Origin of the sequence: Rhizobium sp. Leaf321, assembly GCF_001423215.1 — a bacterium.
Taxonomy (GTDB): domain Bacteria; phylum Pseudomonadota; class Alphaproteobacteria; order Rhizobiales; family Rhizobiaceae; genus Neorhizobium; species Neorhizobium soli.
The window spans coordinates 843,067-857,573 of sequence record NZ_LMOF01000007.1; the positions used below are offsets into that span (position 1 = coordinate 843,067).

Consider the following 14,507-nt stretch of genomic DNA (forward strand, 5'->3'; position numbering starts at 1 on the left):
GCGAATGCGTGACATGATGAATGAGGTACTGGAGCTCCAGCTCGAGTATTCCCCGGAAAATACCGACGCTATGGCCAGACGCGGGATTATAGTCCGGCAGCGTATCCCAAGATGGATCCGGGCGCGACAAGGCGAACTGGCCCCTAGTCTTGGCGAATTCGCAAATGAATTCGACGTAACGGGTAAGGACGGGACTGGACGCAAGACAGTTGTCCCCTGGGTAAGGATCTTCGCCGACAATCAATCTCCAAACCCGCAGGACGGTTGGTATGCAGTTTACTTGTTCCGCCCGGACGGCCGCGCGGTCGCATTGTGTATCTGCCACGGTTCCACAACGTGGGACGGAATGACTTTCCAGCCTAGGCCAGCGGCTGAAGCGCTGGCTTTGATGAACTGGTCTCGCGGTGAGATTGGTACGGCTGCGGCCGAAAATGGGTTCGACGAGGGTGTCGCACTTGGCAGCACTGCGCAACTTCCACAGGCATACGAGCGTACGACCGCGTTCTCGAAATCGTATGCGGTTGGACAGATTCCGGAAGAGAGAGTTCTTCTTGAAGACCTCGTGAGAGCGCTCCAGCTTCTTGAAATGCTCTATAGCGCAGCCAACCGACAACCGGGCGCTCTTGCCCGTGACGTATTGGACGCTGCAGCGCAGATTAATGGACTTATCAACCCAAACCGCCAGCCGCGCCGAGGGCAAGGCTATGGGCTCAGCCCGGCTCAGAGACGTTCTGTTGATGAGAGAGCCATGACTGTCGCAAGAGAATGGCTGCAGGTAAACGGCTTTACGGGAATTCGAGATGTGCATCTGCGAGAGCCATGCGACTACAGAGCGGCGCTTGGCGGTGTTGCAAAGATCGTGGAGGTCAAGGGAACAACCGGCGGTCCAAACGTGATTTTGTTGACGAAGAACGAGGTGGATCTGCACCAACAGTTTTACCCGAACAATGTTTTGCTTATTGTTCACGGGATAGTGCTTAACGGAGACTTGGCCGCTGGGGGTGCAGTAGAGGCACACGATCCCTGGCGAATGGAAGAGGACAGCCTTACGGCTACCGCGTTTAGATATACTTTTCCGGGTTAAGGAGATCATGCGGCTTCATCGCGCTTCTTAATCGCCTTCAGATACGCACCCTTCACCTCCTCAAACCGGGCGATGTCGTATTCTTTGTTGGTGATCTCATGCTCAGGGCGGGGCTTCTTGGAGCCCTTGCCGTGGTCGTCTAGCCAGGTCATCGCGCTGGCGATGCGTCTGTCGAGCCAAGCGATCATTTCAGAGGGGTCGGTCATACTGACGCCCTCGCTGAGACGCGCATTGTCTGCTCAGGCCCGCCGTAGGGCGGCTGAATTATCAGGTCGGCGACCGCACGCACCCGAACGCCAGTTTCCTTCGCGCACCACCGCGCGACATCCTGGATCACCTCCTCCATGCCGCGGATGCTTTCGAAGCCTCCAACATATCCGCGGACGCGTTCTTCCAGCACCTCGACGGGCACAACGATGTTCTTAGGAAGGTAGGAGACGCGGACAGTCGAGCCTGGGCGCGGGTTCTTCGAGACCGGGCAGCATTCCGGGATGGGAACGACGTGGCTCACGAAGGCAGAAACGGATGGGTCGCAGGTTCTGATCATGCAAACATCTCCATCTGCCAGGGCTCGTTGTTCTGGTTTGCCGCTTCCCGCACCCGTTGGACGAGACGATCGGCTTCGCGCCAATCGTTGGCATCGCGCCCTTGCTTACGAGCTGCGAAGCTCCAGGCCATGCTGTCTGCTGTAGCCAACAACGCGCGGACGCCAGCGTGGAGCAGCGAGGTGATCTTGACGCCGAAGCCGTGGAGCAAGAGGTCAGGGCGCTCCGAAGCGATGGCTTGAAGGACGGCGATGATTGACCGAGGATCACCTTGGCGCTTGCAGACAGAGCCGACACCAACCCACATGCCGGGTTTCAAGCGGTCGCCGTACATCCGGATATGATTGACGTAGTCTTGTGGTGCAAAGCCTTGAACGACTGGCATGATATGGAACGGGCACTTGCCGCCGAACAACCGATCGAGTTCAGCAACGAGGGCGTCATATCGTTCAATTGTCAGACGCTGGTGCTCTTCGATCGTCAAACCGGTTTTCGCCAGGATAAAGGGCTCACACATGTAATCCTGGGCAACGGCCGCTGCGATTTTGACGACGCCCGCAGTGAACAGCCGATGTAGCTCGGCGGCGTATTCCTCCACGGAGTGGCGATAGCAGCCGTGGCTGGAGATTTCCGTGAACGCCCCGCTGTCGACCATGACGTCGCCGCATGGCACCTGCTTCTTGCGTCCACGCAAGCGGTTGATGCTGATGCACGCCAAATCGAAGTGCTTAGCATCCGAAGGCTGATGCAATCCGACATAGAACTTGACCGCATCATACATCATCTTGGTCCTTAAGCTCTGGGCAAATCCATTCTGCGAGGCCCGCGGCGCTATCTCTCAGCCACAGTGCGAGCGACTGTCTCCGCTCGAAGCTGAGCCATCTGACGAAGAGCGGCGGTCTTGGCTTTGTATTCAGCATGGGCGTCCCTCGCCTCCCTCAGGGCTTCGGCAGTTTCGAAAAGCTCGACCATCTGGAAGTGCTTGACGACACGGCTCTCGTTGTTCCACCACCCGCGAAGGCGGCGTTCTGTCCATTGATTTTCGGGGTCGTCGCGGTGAGGAAAGCGTGCACGCAGTTCGCGGCAGGCGGCGTGGAACATGTCGCCTACATGGCGCCTCGCTCCGATCTCCTCGACCAAGAAGTTTGCTGTTGCTACGTCACTCATTTTCCTGCGGGCGCCCTGTTTCAAGTTTCCCGAATTTCCGGGTGAGATTTCCGATTTCATGCTCGGCTCCTGTGCGATTGATCTCCTTGCAACCGGAGACGCGTGATGCGCAGAAGCGATGATGTAAGCGGCAGAGGAAAAGACCTTGCAGGGCCTTCGCCCTCTGCCGCCGGCTCAGACCGCCGCCTGGGTGCCGTGATTCAATTTCCAAACCGCAGAGCCGAACCGCCATCCGGCTTTGCCGCCGAAGCTTCTCCGCCGGAGGCTTCGGCACCTTTCGTAGCGCTGGGTCCGATCGTCCAAGCCGTGGTTCTCAGGCTCAAAGACGATCGTGTCAGGCTGCGAGTTGAACGGGTCCAGACCGATCGGGAGGATTCAATCGGCCTGGACCCGGATTGACGGGCTGGGAGGAGGTCAGCCCGTCAATTGGTTAGCCGGGCCACACGAATGGCCTCTGGCTGGATGTTGTCGTCTTGGCTCTTGTGCTCTTGGGCCACGGCTTTTGAGCCGATCAGGAGAGCCGCGAGAAGGAAGCCTGCAGGTGCGCCAATGACGCCGCCGACGAATGCTCCGAGAAGAAACATGCGCATGCTGACCTCACAGGGCGTTGGACGGGTTTGCGATCGAGGCCGACGCCGTGCTCAATTGCGCGCTGTGCCATTGCATCGATCGAGGATGGGGAGAGGATCGGTGTCATGCCGTCTCGAGCTCCCGCATCACCTCCAGGCAATTCTGGCAGTGGTTCTTTCCCGATCCGCCGCAGACTTCTTCGCCGGGGTGCCGGCAATGAGGTCGCAGGAGGAGGATGGGATGGTCGGCCGGGCGGCTGGTACTGAACGGCGACCCGGCCTGCTGTGTTGCGGCGTACTGGGGTTGAGCTACTTCATCGTCGCCTCCTTCGAGAGGTTGCTCGGACTTGGAAGTGGTGGGGAGGTCGGACGATTTACTCGCCGCCTCCCCTGCGCTTTCGGCGCTGGTAGCCACGGTCTCCGAAGGTTGCCCCTCTATCGTGGCCTCAGCCGGGGAATGATCCTCGACCTGAACTGCGGTCCTCTCGGATACCGCCTCCGCCGCCTTACGCGGGGATTGCAGTGCCATTGCTGGCGATCTTGTAGGCTTGGGAGCGCCCGGCGCCGGAGCGATGTCGGCCTCGAAATCAGGGAGCATGCCCAACGCGGCAAGGTACGTGTCGCGGACCATGTCTTCTTCGGTCCGCTCCTGGTCGTCCTTCTTCCGAAGGGCGATCACCTGCTTCATGATCTTGGTGTCGTAGCCCATGCCCTTGGCCTCGCCGTAGACATCCTTGATGTCGTCAGCGATCGTCTTCTTCTCTTCCTCGAGACGTTCGATCCGCTCTATGAAGGCTCGGAGCTGGTCGCGGGCTACGCCGTGTGCGTCGGTCATGCTGATATCGCCTTCCTGGAAGATGTGTGCCGGGTAGCAAGCCACTGCCAATCGACGCCCGCGATGCTCTTGCGGGCGGCCGCTGCGATCACGCCATTCCAGTGCCGAGGCGAAATGCTGTCTCGCAGTCTCATCTGGCGAGCGGCTTCGTATCCGCAGCCGACGTCATTGGCGAAATCACCAATGGTGTCCCAGAGGTCGATGAGGCTCGAAATGGAGGTGGGTGTCTTACTCATGGACTGCATCGTACAAAAAGTACTGAAAGCCCGCAAGGTGAAATCGTACACATTGCACGATAAATTTGAGCGATAATGTACGAATGGAATTGCCAAAGGACAGATTGAAGCAAGTGCGCGCCGCGGCAGGGTATGAGAGCCCAACCGATGCGGCGAACGCGTTTCCGCGTGACATCAACAAGAATACCCTGATCAGCCACGAGAACGGCAATCGTCCGATCTCACGCAAGGCCGCCGAGAAATATGGCGAACTATTCGGCGCCAAAGCGGGGTGGATTCTTTTTGGTGACGGACCGGGAGAGGATACCGGAGCAGCGTTGAGCGATGTGACGCTCAGCCGTGTTGGCATGACGGTCGGGCGCGTTGCTGGCATCGTCGAAGCTGGCGCTTTCCGCGAGGTCGACGAGTTCGATCAGTCGGAGCCGATCGAGATCATGCTCCCGCGTGATGAAAAGTTTCCGAACGCTCGGCAGCTGGTGTTCGATTGCGCTGGCGACAGCATGAATGATCTGCGCCCCCGCCCGATCTTTCCCGGCGATCGCCTCGTCTGCCTGGCATATGAAGACATCGGGCATATCGAGCTGCGTTCTGGGATGGTTGTCATCGTCCAGCGCTCGCGAGACGGCGGTCACTTCCGCGAATGGTCGGTTAAGCAGATCGAGGTGTTCCCCGATCGAGCAGAGTTTCACCCGCGATCCACTAACCCGAAACATAAGCCGATAATCGTCGAGCGCGACGATGAGGCGGACGAAGGCGTTACAGTCGAGGTGATCGCGCTGGTTCGCCGCGTGATGAACGACCTGCCGGGGTTCTGAAAATGACACCTGATCGTTTCAACGAATGCCTTCGTGTTATTCGCTGGACGCCGATCAACATCGCGTCGGCCCTACAGTGTGAGCTTTCATGGATCGAGGCTTTGGAGACAGGAAACGAAGAGGTCCCGACAGAACTAGGCGCTTGGTTGGAAGTCCTCGCTCAAACTCACGAAGCTCTACCTCCTCCGTCTACTTATCGACGCAAAAGAGCTAAAGCGTGAGAGGCTAAGCCGCAAAGTGACGCGTGCCTTTCAGGTCGAACGAGGCGCACGCATCCGCAATGTCTTGGACGAACCACCTTTTTGGCGGATCGCACATGTAGCTCTCCCCGTTTGGTCCGGGATAGTTCATGACTGGCAACACACAGAATTCGTCTTCGTCACCGACCGGCGCGAATGGCCCAACCGTGAAGTCGTAGCCAGGGAAGCGGCGCGACAGGTAGTCCTCGAACCGCTCTTTCGCCGCCGTGACTACAGCCCGTTGAGCATACGGCGGCACGATGATGAAACTCAAGACTTCCCGCTCAATAGCCATTTGACGTACCTCCATCAATCCCGACAAGCCGGCCGATCACGCTTCCGCACGGCTGGCATCTGAACGGGATGTTTTCCAGATAAACGCTTTCGGTCAGCTCATCCGCATCACGCGGGATTCCCTCACCTACCGGCATGACGATAGAATTTTGACTGTGACGTAAGCAGTTCTCGCACCGGATATGGAGCGTGAACTCTGCTGATGCCTGAACTGCTGCCAACATTCCGTTCTCCTTCTGTTCTCATGAAAAAAGAACGATAACGCAGAGTCGAATCGATTCTTGCTGGGTCGCTAATTTTCGCAAATACGGCTAAATCGTACAAAATGTACTTGACGAAATATCGTACATAACGTACGTTCTACTCATACACCGAGGAGAGCAGCGATGCACGTCACAGCAGCAACCACAGCCGACGCACTGAGAGAAAACCTCAAGGTCGTCAACGCCAAGATCTTCACCGTTCGCCACCGCGCAACGAATGGTCTCCGGTCTCCGAACGCTGCTGCATCTTACCTCGTCGCTCTCCGCGCCTGCCATGAGCTTCGCGAGATTGGCGGCAATGGCCCGCTGTTCGACGAACTCGCTCCCACACCCATCAACGACCAGCTGGTCGGCATCACTGCTGACCAGCGCAAGGAACGCGAATGGAAGGGCGTCTTTGCTCGCTTCCCGTTCCCGGTCGCCGCCCCTTTCCAGTTCCTCGAAGCTGCGGAGTAACCGCGATGACCGCCACGAACATATCAAACGCGATGGCCCACGCCGACCGGATCAGGCTGGAACTGGCATGCGCTAGCGCTTTTGCCGGCAAGCACGACCCGCAGCTCGACTGGGACGTGGCCTATCACATGCAGGCGGCCCGCCTTCTCCTCGACAGCCTTGCTCATGAGCTTGGCTGCACCGTCGAGCGCGCTTCAGTCCCGATGCTGCAGGCAGCAGAATGAGACCGCAAAGCGATCCCGACCTCGACGAAGAGCTGGCGCTGATGGAGGCGAAGTCATTCGTCGCCCGTGCAGAGGCGATCAATTGCAAGATCAGAGCCCGGCAGACCGCGGACATGGTTCTTGTCCCGATCGCGTCTGCCATCGCCTTCGCCCTCATCGCATCATCATTCATTTTTGCCGCCATGCCGGAAAGCAGCCGGATGGCGAAGGCTCAACAGGAGAACGTTTCCTATGCCAAACGATAACCCATGGAAGTGGTGGCAGGACGCCCTCGCCGGCAACCTTGGCCCGATCCACGACAGCGACCCCCAGCAGGGATTCTACCGCACTCGCTACAAGGACAAGCCTTGGGAGCCGGTTGCCATCTGGTTTGAGGATGGCAAGTGGAACGCGATGCGCGGTGATCGCACTACCGACGCCTCCGAAATCTGGACATACTGCTGCCGGAACCCGATCACCCACGAGGCCTACACCAAGGCTATCGAAGGCGGCGGCTGGGACGACGAGCCGGAGCAGGTTCTCGGCATGGGCGACAATCTGCCCAGCGATCCGTTCGAGGCTTTGAAGTTAGAATTTGCCGGCGAGCAGGAGCTTGCCGATGCATTGCTCAAGTCCAAGGTCGAGACCCAGGATCAGGCGAACAAGATCGGCGTGCTGTCAAAGCGTATCGCTGGCATCTCCAAGCGCGCGGCCGACCTGCACAAGGTCGAAAAGCAGCCGCACCTCGACGCCGGCAGAACGTCGACAACAAATGGCGCGACCTGAAGGAGGAGCCTGACACCCTCTCCAAGCGCCTCAAGCGCCACCTCGATGCCTTCCTGCAGGAAGAAGCTCGCAAGGAACGCGATCGCCAAGCAGCAGCGCGCGCGGAAGCCGATCGCATCCAGCGCGAGGCCGACGCCGCTCGCATCGCGGCAGAACAAGCGTCCGCGAAGAACGACAACAGCGCGGCAGCAGCTGAAGCCGAGGCGGAACGTCTCGCCCGGCAGGCTGCTGACGCGGAGAAGGAAACGCAAGCTCGGAACGCCAGCGCCGGCCGCACCGGTGCCAAGGTTTCGCTCCGCACCTTCGTCTTTGCCGAGATCACAGATTTCGACGCTCTTCTGCTTGCGCTGAAGGACCGGGCGGAGATCCGCGAAGTTGTCGAGACGCTGGCAAACCGCGCGGCGCGCTCCGGCGTCGAGCTGGCCGGCATGGCGATCAAATCTGAACAGAGGGCTGCCTGATGAATGCTCACGTACCTGCACTATCCGCCGGCGGCCAGGTCATGGCCATTGTGCCGCAGACCTTCGAAGAAACGATGCGTGTCTCTCGCGCCGTCGTCGCTTCGGGCCTCGCGCCTTCCGCCCTTGTCGGCAAGCTCGAAGGTGACGCGGCGGCAGCTGCCGTCGCCGTTGCCATCATGTCCGGCGCCGAGCTCGGCCTCAAGCCTATGGTAAGCCTGCGGAGCTTCACCGTCATCAATGGCAAGCCAGCGCTCTATGGCGATGGCCTGATCAACGTCGTCCGGATGTCCGGTAAGGTCACCTACCTGCGGACCGGATGCGACGAGGTCAACGGCAAGCTCATTGGCTTCTGTGAAGCGAAGCGGAGTGACACCGGCGAAGACAAGCGCGTCGAGTTCAGCCAGGACGACGCCGTTCGGGCTGGCCTGTGGCAGACTGAAGCCGTCGTCACGAAGTGGAACAAGTGGGACAAGAAGAACGAGCAGAAGCCAAATGACAGCCCTTGGTATCGCTTTCCGAAGCGGATGCTTGCATGGCGCGCGGCCGGCTACTGCCTTCGCGAACTGTTCGGCGACGTCCTTGGCGGCATCCGCGACGAGTTCGAAGCGCGCGAGATCGCAGACGCCGACGAGATGCGGGACGTAACCCCGGCATCTGAAAGCCGCCCAACGCCTCCTAAGCCACCGAAGCCGCCAGCGCCGCCCACCGCGAAGACGATCGAAGCCGAGCCGGCCAAGGAAGATGCCGGTGAAGATCAGTTCGATCTTGGCGGCTATCTCGAGGAAATCGAAACGGCGCTCGGAAGCGCGGCGGATGAAGCCAGCGTCGAGGAGATCTGGAACGACTTCGATGCGCCGGCCACGCTGGAAAGCGAGGGCCATGCCGACATGATCGATGCGGCGTTCTCGATAAAGACGCGGCGTCTTGCGCAGCTCCACCCCATGAACGGCGGCTGATCATGACCCACCGCCAACGGTTCATCCTCATCAACGACAAGGTGCGCGCGAACGCCCTCGCCGCTGTTGCAGCTGCCGACGAAGGCAGCGCGATCAGCATCGGGCCGAAGACGCGCAGCGGAGACCAGAACGCAAAGTTTCATGCGATCTGCACCGACATAGCCAGCTCGCAGATGACGTGGGCTGGAAAGCGCCGGGATGCCGAAGCTTGGAAGGTCTTGCTCGTCTCCGGGCATACCGTTGCGACAGCCGGCGAGGTCGAGATCATCCCCGGCCTCGAAAACGAGTTCGTCAACATTCGCGAGAGCACCGCCCGCATGTCGGTCGGTCGCGCCGCGAGCCTCATCACCTACGCGATCGCCTTCTGCGACACGAACGGAATCCATCTCACCGAGACGATCCGTGGCGGCTTCCATGAGGGCGCAAACGATTGGAGAGCAGCATGAGCACCAGTGTCAAAGCGCACACGCGCGGCGCTCCCGATCCATTCGCACCGGTCATGGAAGCCAAGCGGAAGCGGTTCGCCTCGAAATGGGGTGTCGAGCTCGTCTCCGCGAATGACGATCGCCTGGCAGCACCTATCCCCGATCCAGTGCCGGGGCCGGCGCCTATGAGCCTTGCCCAGATCGCAGAGCAGCTTGCCGAGCTATCGAAGCTGGCTGCACAGATCGGGAGGCAGGTATGACGCGCACAGTGGCGGAGTGGATTGGCAAGACGGACGACCACCGCGCGCCTGGCAGCGTTCGGGACCGCATCATGAAGCGACAGAACAACGCCTGCCATCTCTGCAGCCGGCCTATTGCACCCGGCGAGACTTGGGATCTCGATCATATCCAAGCGCTCATCAACGGCGGCGAAAACCGTGAAACGAACCTGAAGCCCGCGCACCGCAAGTGTCACATCGCAAAAACGGCAGAGGACGTTGCGGAAAAGGCAAGGGTAGCGGCGATCCGCAAGAAGCACATCGGCATCACGAGGCCGAAACAGACCATCAAGTCGGCGCCATTCGCGAAATCCGAGAAGCCCGATCGAGGCACCCCGAACAAGGGCATGCCTCCCCTTCCCCGTCCCCAGCTATACCGCGAGGAATCCCCATGACCGAACAGAAGCGCCAGCCCATCACGCCGCTAACGCTCACCGAAGACCAGCAGAACGCGATCCGGTCTTTCGCAGCTCGTATGGAGGCCTCACCTGAAGCAGTCCTCAGGCGGGCGATCGGAAGCTACTGCGCGAATTTCAGCGGGGAACGCGTGGCAAGCGAGGACGACACAACGAATGTAACGATTTTTGGGGGCCAGCCATGACCGAACAGAACAAGCAGTCCAGCCAGCCATTCGCCTGGTACTGGTACGATCAGCACGGCTGCCTCTACATCACGGGCCACGATCGGAAGCCGGATCTGCCGTCCGACGCCCAGCCACTCTACGCGACTGAACAGAACAAGCAGTTTGATACCCCAGCGCCCGATATGCATGTGCCGGCCATGGAAGCAAAATGGCAATGGTGGGCTGGTAGCACCAAGGAATGGTGCACAGTCGGCCCAGAAGACACCCGCGAAGCGATCATCCAGGCAGCGACCAACGACAGCCTTGGAGAATTCCAGCACGAGGAAGGTGGATGGAACCTCGGTTTCTATATCGTCGAAGCGCGTCAAGATCCGTTGCGACTGGCCGACTGGATAGAGAGTGATGAGCTTCTAGAACGTGCCGAAGAGAGCATGGCTGACAGTGATCGCACGTCCAGCGAAAACGATGACGGCCCTTGGTTCGAATGCACCCAAGAGCAAGGGAAAGACCTTGAAGAGCGCGTCAAACGCGCGTGCGACGAATGGCAGGCAGCGCACGGTCTCAAGTTTACCTGCTCGACGTTCAGCCATACCCGCAACCAAGAGCACGTCATCGTAGAGGTTGCTGACGATCGCGCTACCACGGAGGGCTCACGCTGATGGAAACGATCAAGCTCGACGAGTTCCGCGCTCGCATCAAGGCCCAGGACGTGTCCGACCGCTCTCACGCCGCGTTCAAGTGCCCCATGTGCAAGACCGTGCAGTCAATAACAAGCTTCGCACGCGCCGGCGCTGATACGGAGACCGCCGAGAGGCAAATCGGCTTCTCCTGTATTGGTCGCATGACAAGCGCAAAGAGCCCGCGCAAAGAGCCAGATGGCGATCCCTGCAACTGGACCCTTGGGGGACTGTTCCGGCTGCATGAAATGGAAGTCATCGACGACGAGGGCAAGGCGCATCCGCACTTCGAAGTCGCGACACCAGAAGAGGCGCAGGCGCTCGAAGCCGCCCTCGCCACCACGGAGGGCCAATCATGAAAATGCCTCTTCCTCTTTGGCCGGCCGTCTACTCTTCGGTCCGACGCAAACACAGTCACCGCTGTCAGTGCTGCCGGAAGATCATTGTCGAGGGCGAAGCCGTGATCATGGCTCGCGTCGTCGGCAAGGCCACCCGCTGCATGCACGAAGATTGCGCAGCAAAGCCGTTCGGTGGCTCGACGCTCACTGGTCGCGACTTTCTGGAGGGTTGGGGCATGGAATATCTCGCCGCGTGTGGCTTTCCCGAAGCGAAAGCCTTCATCGAAACAGCGCCAATTTTTCAGCCGAGGACGGCAGCATGACCGACACCAAGAACCCACCGCCCGAAACGAGCAAGCAGGCCTCGACTGGTCGAACTTTGACTACAAGAAGCAGAATGGAGGTGGGGCATGAGCTACACATTTGCCGTCGGTGATATCCACGGGTGCAGCGAAGCAATGGAACGGATGATTGCTGGGATCGAGGCGTACGCTGCATCCGGCACCATAGTGTTTCTTGGCGATTATATCGACCGGGGCTCAAGAAGCGACGACGTGCTGAAGCGACTCATGGACGGGCCGAAGCCTGGGTGGAACTGGATCTGCCTTAAAGGCAACCATGAAGACATGATGTGCGGCGTCTATGCGGGCCGAAGCGAGCGTTCTTGGTGGCTCGACAACGGTGGCTTAGATACAGAAATGTCTTTCGGCGGCCGAGTTCCCAACGACTGTTTGGCTTGGGCGCAGGCGCTTCCTGCCATCCATGTGGATGAGCATCGCATTTTCGCACATGCCGGTGTGTCGCCCGAGTTCCCGCTCGACCGGCAGTCTGAACGCGATCTTCTTTGGCTTCGAGTTCCTCACGACTATTCAGGCAATTATTGGGGCAAGCATCTTGTGCACGGACACACTCCCTCCGACAAGAACCCGAAGACGGTCGGGAACCGCACCAACATCGACAGCGCTTGCGTCTTCGGCGGCTTTCTTACGGCGGCAGTCTTTGATGACGACACGCCAGGCGCTCCCATCGAGTTCATCAAGGTGGCAACATGAGTAACACCGAACATCCAGCGCCCGTGTCGAATCAGCTTGGATCATCAGGAGGAGAAACGCGGGTGAGAAATGCCCAGAGCACCACAGCTGCTAAGAGCCCGACAGAAACTGCGAACGCTATTAGATACGAGCCCAATTTAGATTCTCCTAAAGAAGGACAACCTGATGGCGGCGTTGGGGTTCCGCAGCAGTTGCTTGTTTATGGCACACCACCCGTGCAGAGTGACGTCGGGACGAGACGATGAATAATCTACCGCGTTCCAAAGGTCTCGGCGTTCTTTCTCTCCTGGATATGGAGAAGCTCCAAATACTGCCCTGCAGTGAGGAGGACCGATCCATCGACGGTGTGAACGATGCAGTTAAAACCGTAGCCGGTCAGCTCGTCACGGATGATCGCCCGCAGAACAACCGGAAGCCAGCTCTCGATGTAGGTTATGGGCTTTGTCTGTATGGTGAAGCTAGCTTCGCTATGGTCGTTCTCGTCGTAGAACTGCTCGGCATCCCAGTCAGACAAGTGCGTTCTCGCTTCAAGCACCGACAGTGCACCGAGTTCTTTCGGACTGCAAGTTCAATAGGTGTTCCGCTACCGGTTGACGGCGCCAAGGCCTCTGTCGCGCTAACCCGATCAACAAACATGAGGCTGGGCACGGAACAAGCAGGCACTGCTGTTTTAGGCGCCTGGAGCAGCGTTAGAACCGATAGCGAACAGTCGCAGAACGCCTTGCCGTTACAAGGTCCAAAGAAGGCAGACTTGCCCGTGCTGAGTGAAGCAAGCCTGCCGACTACTTCTTGTCTCTCACAACTTGAAGCACGTAAGTCATGCGCCGCGTCGGTTAACGATTCAATAAGGCTCACAGGCGAGACGGCCCCTGTTAATACGGATAGCAGGCCATGACAGCGCGAGCGATCATCACCGAGATTGAGTTGCGCAGAATGGCAAAGGTAGCCAAGAGGGATGGTGTTCGCGTCGAAGTCGAGATTGGCGGCCGGCTATTTCGCGTCGCGCCAGACAATGCGAAGCCAGCTGCTGTTGACGAACAGGAGGAGATCAGGCTTTGAATGATCCCATGCCGCGAAAACTCCCGCTCTATGTCTGCAAGCAAAAGGACCGTAACGGTTCGTGGGTCTACTATTTCCGCATCGGAAAAGGTACGCGCACCCGCCTCCCCGACCCCAACGACACGAGATTTCGTGCAGCTTATCAGGCGGCTCTTGCAGGAAATGCAGTCGAGATAAAAGATCGCGACACCCCGAACACGATCGCATGGCTTATTGCTCGCTACATGGAGAGCGCAGACTGGGCAGGCCTCCAGCCGGCGACCAGGAAGCAGCGCAGCAACATATTTTTCCATGTCAAAGAAAAGTCAGACGGTCGCGGCGGCAAGATCGGGATGAAGCCTTACGCCCTGATCACGGACAAAGCCGTGCGTGCAGGCATGGAAGATCGAGCGAAGACGCCGGCAGCCGCAAACAACTATCTGAAATCGATGTCTGCTCTATGCCGGTGGGCCGTCAAGAACGGCCACATGAAGATCAACCCTACAGAAGGAGCGGAGCGCTTCAAGCTGAAGGGTGACGGCTTCCCGGCGTGGGAGATCGAGGACGTTCGGGCATTCTGCATCAAATGGCCGATCGGTACTAAACAGCGGCTGGCGATGGAGCTCGCCATGCATACTGGGCTAAGGCGGTCGGACCTGGTCCGCATCGGACGTCAACACATGCGCGGCAATACCCTCTCGATCACCACTACGAAGACATCAGCGCGAATCACTGTCGAGCTTCCGCAGCGCGTGATCGACATCATCGCGGCAACGCAGACCGGCGATCTCCATTTCTTGGTGACTGATTATGGGAAGCCATTTTCGGTCCCAGGGTTTGGAAACTGGTTCGGGGACGCCTCAAGGAAAGCGAATCTCGAAAAAAATACGCATGGTTTACGGAAGCTGGCAGCGACGATGGCCGCAAATGGCGGCGCAACAGCGCATGAACTGATGAGCCAGTTCGGCTGGTCGAATTCGAAACAGGCTGAAATTTACACCAAAAAGGCGGACAGAGCCCGCCTTGGAGTGAAGTCTTCACGCATCGTCAGCGAACAGCTCGGGAACGAGCTTGCCCCTCTCAGCAATTCTTGTGAGGGGAATATTCCAGATAGTGTAGCGATATCAATAACTAAGAATTGAGGTGGTGGGCCCGGAGAGACTCGAACTCCCAACCAAGCGGTTATGAGCCGCCGGCTCTAACCATT

General features: G+C 59.0%; 27 protein-coding genes and 1 pseudogene. 18 read left to right on the forward strand and 10 right to left on the reverse strand.

Annotated elements, in window-relative coordinates; translation table 11 throughout:
• The first annotated feature begins 4 nt into the window (after nt 1–4).
• Nucleotides 5–1,084, forward strand: coding sequence for a DUF3578 domain-containing protein (locus tag ASF70_RS16990; protein WP_062581334.1), 1,080 nt, complete (start codon nt 5–7; stop codon nt 1,082–1,084).
• A 5-nt stretch (nt 1,085–1,089) separates the two neighbouring features.
• Here the strand turns inward: ASF70_RS16990 and ASF70_RS16995 are convergent, their stop codons facing one another.
• From ASF70_RS16995 to ASF70_RS23705, 7 genes and pseudogenes are all read right to left on the reverse strand, one after another.
• Nucleotides 1,090–1,290 carry a hypothetical protein gene (locus ASF70_RS16995; protein WP_062581337.1) on the reverse strand — a complete coding sequence of 67 codons (201 nt, stop codon included), beginning with the start codon at nt 1,288–1,290 and terminating at the stop codon, nt 1,090–1,092.
• Nucleotides 1,287–1,631, reverse strand: coding sequence for a hypothetical protein (locus ASF70_RS17000; protein WP_062581339.1), 345 nt, complete (start codon nt 1,629–1,631; stop codon nt 1,287–1,289). Before ASF70_RS17000 ends, ASF70_RS16995 begins: the two co-directional genes overlap by 4 nt.
• Nucleotides 1,628–2,413: a hypothetical protein gene (locus ASF70_RS17005; RefSeq protein WP_162237994.1), complete on the reverse strand. Its 786-nt coding sequence runs from the start codon at nt 2,411–2,413 to the stop codon at nt 1,628–1,630. The genes ASF70_RS17000 and ASF70_RS17005 overlap by 4 nt, the downstream gene beginning before the upstream one ends.
• 47 nt (nt 2,414–2,460) lie before the next feature.
• A complete protein-coding gene (locus tag ASF70_RS17010) occupies nt 2,461–2,856 on the reverse strand; it encodes a hypothetical protein (protein ID WP_062581343.1) in 396 nt (131 codons plus the stop codon).
• 362 nt (nt 2,857–3,218) lie between these two features.
• A complete protein-coding gene (locus ASF70_RS24050) occupies nt 3,219–3,386 on the reverse strand; it encodes a hypothetical protein (protein WP_156461862.1) in 168 nt (55 codons plus the stop codon).
• A 571-nt stretch (nt 3,387–3,957) separates the two neighbouring features.
• Nucleotides 3,958–4,200, reverse strand: a pseudogene (locus ASF70_RS17020) (DUF2312 domain-containing protein); the annotation flags it as partial.
• Nucleotides 4,197–4,436, reverse strand: coding sequence for a hypothetical protein (locus ASF70_RS23705; RefSeq protein ID WP_082471958.1), 240 nt, complete (start codon nt 4,434–4,436; stop codon nt 4,197–4,199). The pseudogene ASF70_RS17020 and the gene ASF70_RS23705, both read right to left, overlap by 4 nt.
• An 83-nt stretch (nt 4,437–4,519) precedes the next feature.
• On the opposite strand from ASF70_RS23705, the gene ASF70_RS17025 reads away from it, so the two are divergent.
• On the forward strand, nt 4,520–5,251 hold the full coding sequence (locus tag ASF70_RS17025) for a hypothetical protein (RefSeq protein WP_062581348.1): 732 nt from the start codon (nt 4,520–4,522) through the stop codon (nt 5,249–5,251).
• 2 nt (nt 5,252–5,253) lie between these two features.
• Nucleotides 5,254–5,472 carry a hypothetical protein gene (locus ASF70_RS24675; RefSeq protein WP_082471941.1) on the forward strand — a complete coding sequence of 73 codons (219 nt, stop codon included), beginning with the start codon at nt 5,254–5,256 and terminating at the stop codon, nt 5,470–5,472.
• Nucleotides 5,473–5,476: 4 nt separating this feature from the next.
• Here ASF70_RS24675 and ASF70_RS17030 read toward each other — a convergent pair whose 3' ends face one another.
• Together ASF70_RS17030 and ASF70_RS23715 are read right to left on the reverse strand one after the other, a co-directional pair.
• The gene (locus ASF70_RS17030; RefSeq protein WP_200943545.1) at nt 5,477–5,785 is read right to left on the reverse strand and encodes a hypothetical protein; all 309 of its coding nucleotides are present in this window, start codon (nt 5,783–5,785) and stop codon (nt 5,477–5,479) included.
• Nucleotides 5,775–6,008 (reverse strand): hypothetical protein, encoded by a 234-nt coding sequence (locus tag ASF70_RS23715; protein WP_082471942.1) that lies wholly within the window; start codon nt 6,006–6,008, stop codon nt 5,775–5,777. Before ASF70_RS23715 ends, ASF70_RS17030 begins: the two co-directional genes overlap by 11 nt.
• Nucleotides 6,009–6,170: 162 nt before the next feature.
• On the opposite strand from ASF70_RS23715, the gene ASF70_RS17035 reads away from it, so the two are divergent.
• The 13 genes from ASF70_RS17035 (at nt 6,171) to ASF70_RS17095 (ending at nt 12,262) form a co-directional block, all read left to right on the forward strand.
• Nucleotides 6,171–6,503 carry a hypothetical protein gene (locus tag ASF70_RS17035; protein WP_062581350.1) on the forward strand — a complete coding sequence of 111 codons (333 nt, stop codon included), beginning with the start codon at nt 6,171–6,173 and terminating at the stop codon, nt 6,501–6,503.
• Between the two features lie 5 nt (nt 6,504–6,508).
• Complete coding sequence (locus ASF70_RS17040; protein WP_062581352.1) at nt 6,509–6,727, forward strand: hypothetical protein; 219 nt, start codon at nt 6,509–6,511, stop codon at nt 6,725–6,727.
• Nucleotides 6,724–6,972 carry a hypothetical protein gene (locus tag ASF70_RS17045; protein WP_062581355.1) on the forward strand — a complete coding sequence of 83 codons (249 nt, stop codon included), beginning with the start codon at nt 6,724–6,726 and terminating at the stop codon, nt 6,970–6,972. Before ASF70_RS17040 ends, ASF70_RS17045 begins: the two co-directional genes overlap by 4 nt.
• The gene (locus ASF70_RS24680; protein WP_244474063.1) at nt 6,959–7,492 is read left to right on the forward strand and encodes a hypothetical protein; all 534 of its coding nucleotides are present in this window, start codon (nt 6,959–6,961) and stop codon (nt 7,490–7,492) included. Before ASF70_RS17045 ends, ASF70_RS24680 begins: the two co-directional genes overlap by 14 nt.
• A 460-nt stretch (nt 7,493–7,952) precedes the next feature.
• A complete protein-coding gene (locus ASF70_RS17055; RefSeq protein WP_062581362.1) occupies nt 7,953–8,909 on the forward strand; it encodes a recombinase RecT in 957 nt (318 codons plus the stop codon).
• Between the two features lie 2 nt (nt 8,910–8,911).
• Nucleotides 8,912–9,355, forward strand: a complete 444-nt coding sequence (locus tag ASF70_RS17060; protein WP_062581364.1) for a recombination protein NinB — start codon at nt 8,912–8,914, stop codon at nt 9,353–9,355.
• Nucleotides 9,352–9,594 carry a hypothetical protein gene (locus ASF70_RS17065; protein WP_062581366.1) on the forward strand — a complete coding sequence of 81 codons (243 nt, stop codon included), beginning with the start codon at nt 9,352–9,354 and terminating at the stop codon, nt 9,592–9,594. Before ASF70_RS17060 ends, ASF70_RS17065 begins: the two co-directional genes overlap by 4 nt.
• Nucleotides 9,591–10,007 carry an HNH endonuclease signature motif containing protein gene (locus tag ASF70_RS17070; RefSeq protein WP_062581368.1) on the forward strand — a complete coding sequence of 139 codons (417 nt, stop codon included), beginning with the start codon at nt 9,591–9,593 and terminating at the stop codon, nt 10,005–10,007. Before ASF70_RS17065 ends, ASF70_RS17070 begins: the two co-directional genes overlap by 4 nt.
• Nucleotides 10,004–10,213 carry a hypothetical protein gene (locus ASF70_RS17075; RefSeq protein ID WP_062581370.1) on the forward strand — a complete coding sequence of 70 codons (210 nt, stop codon included), beginning with the start codon at nt 10,004–10,006 and terminating at the stop codon, nt 10,211–10,213. The genes ASF70_RS17070 and ASF70_RS17075 overlap by 4 nt, the downstream gene beginning before the upstream one ends.
• Nucleotides 10,210–10,854, forward strand: coding sequence for a hypothetical protein (locus ASF70_RS17080; protein ID WP_062581373.1), 645 nt, complete (start codon nt 10,210–10,212; stop codon nt 10,852–10,854). The genes ASF70_RS17075 and ASF70_RS17080 overlap by 4 nt, the downstream gene beginning before the upstream one ends.
• Nucleotides 10,854–11,231 (forward strand): VVA0879 family protein, encoded by a 378-nt coding sequence (locus tag ASF70_RS17085; protein WP_062581374.1) that lies wholly within the window; start codon nt 10,854–10,856, stop codon nt 11,229–11,231. The genes ASF70_RS17080 and ASF70_RS17085 overlap by 1 nt, the downstream gene beginning before the upstream one ends.
• A complete protein-coding gene (locus ASF70_RS17090) occupies nt 11,228–11,533 on the forward strand; it encodes a hypothetical protein (protein ID WP_062581377.1) in 306 nt (101 codons plus the stop codon). The genes ASF70_RS17085 and ASF70_RS17090 overlap by 4 nt, the downstream gene beginning before the upstream one ends.
• 87 nt (nt 11,534–11,620) lie before the next feature.
• Complete coding sequence (locus ASF70_RS17095) at nt 11,621–12,262, forward strand: metallophosphoesterase family protein (protein WP_062581379.1); 642 nt, start codon at nt 11,621–11,623, stop codon at nt 12,260–12,262.
• Nucleotides 12,263–12,512: 250 nt separating this feature from the next.
• Here the strand turns inward: ASF70_RS17095 and ASF70_RS17100 are convergent, their stop codons facing one another.
• Entirely contained in the window at nt 12,513–12,776 is a 264-nt protein-coding gene (locus ASF70_RS17100) for a hypothetical protein (RefSeq protein ID WP_062581381.1), read from the reverse strand.
• Nucleotides 12,777–13,153: 377 nt separating this feature from the next.
• Here ASF70_RS17100 and ASF70_RS24055 point away from each other — a divergent pair, with 377 nt between their 5' ends.
• Nucleotides 13,154–13,321 carry a hypothetical protein gene (locus ASF70_RS24055; protein ID WP_156461863.1) on the forward strand — a complete coding sequence of 56 codons (168 nt, stop codon included), beginning with the start codon at nt 13,154–13,156 and terminating at the stop codon, nt 13,319–13,321.
• The gene (locus ASF70_RS17105) at nt 13,318–14,442 is read left to right on the forward strand and encodes a tyrosine-type recombinase/integrase (RefSeq protein WP_156461864.1); all 1,125 of its coding nucleotides are present in this window, start codon (nt 13,318–13,320) and stop codon (nt 14,440–14,442) included. The genes ASF70_RS24055 and ASF70_RS17105 overlap by 4 nt, the downstream gene beginning before the upstream one ends.
• Nucleotides 14,443–14,507: the final 65 nt, after the last annotated feature.